At 62.0% G+C, this 305-nt stretch carries 1 pseudogene; it reads right to left on the bottom strand.

From position 1 onward, the window contains the following. Positions 1-57 (bottom strand): annotated as a pseudogene (locus NE591_RS16420) (toxin-antitoxin system HicB family antitoxin); the annotation flags it as partial. Positions 58-305 lie beyond the last annotated feature (248 nt).

The raw sequence follows: 305 nt of genomic DNA, 5'->3' as shown, positions 1-305 counted from the left end.
TTCGATGGCGAGCTCGCGATGCTTCTCGGGCGGGATGCGCAACGCGAACTTACCCGACTAGGTGCGACTGGCCAGAGGGGTGGGCGCTTCTTCGCCGCTCTCGGCCATGTCCTCTAGAACGGTGCTCACGACCGCAACTATGACGCAGGAAATTCTCGGTTCAGTCCTCGCGCAGACCGCGGTTGCGTCGCGTTTGAGGTAATGGGGCCATGCGAAAATGAAAAGCCGCAAGCGCTGGGATGGAACATTCGCGGATTGGGAACCCATCGCGCGTCGTATCGCCGCTGGCCAAAACCGCGCGCGAG

Origin of the sequence: Adlercreutzia sp. DFI.6.23 (assembly GCF_024462535.1) — a bacterium.
GTDB lineage: Bacteria > Actinomycetota > Coriobacteriia > Coriobacteriales > Eggerthellaceae > Adlercreutzia > Adlercreutzia rubneri.
Note: the sequence above shows the minus strand (reverse complement) of the source record. Positions and strands in the feature narration are given on the sequence as shown.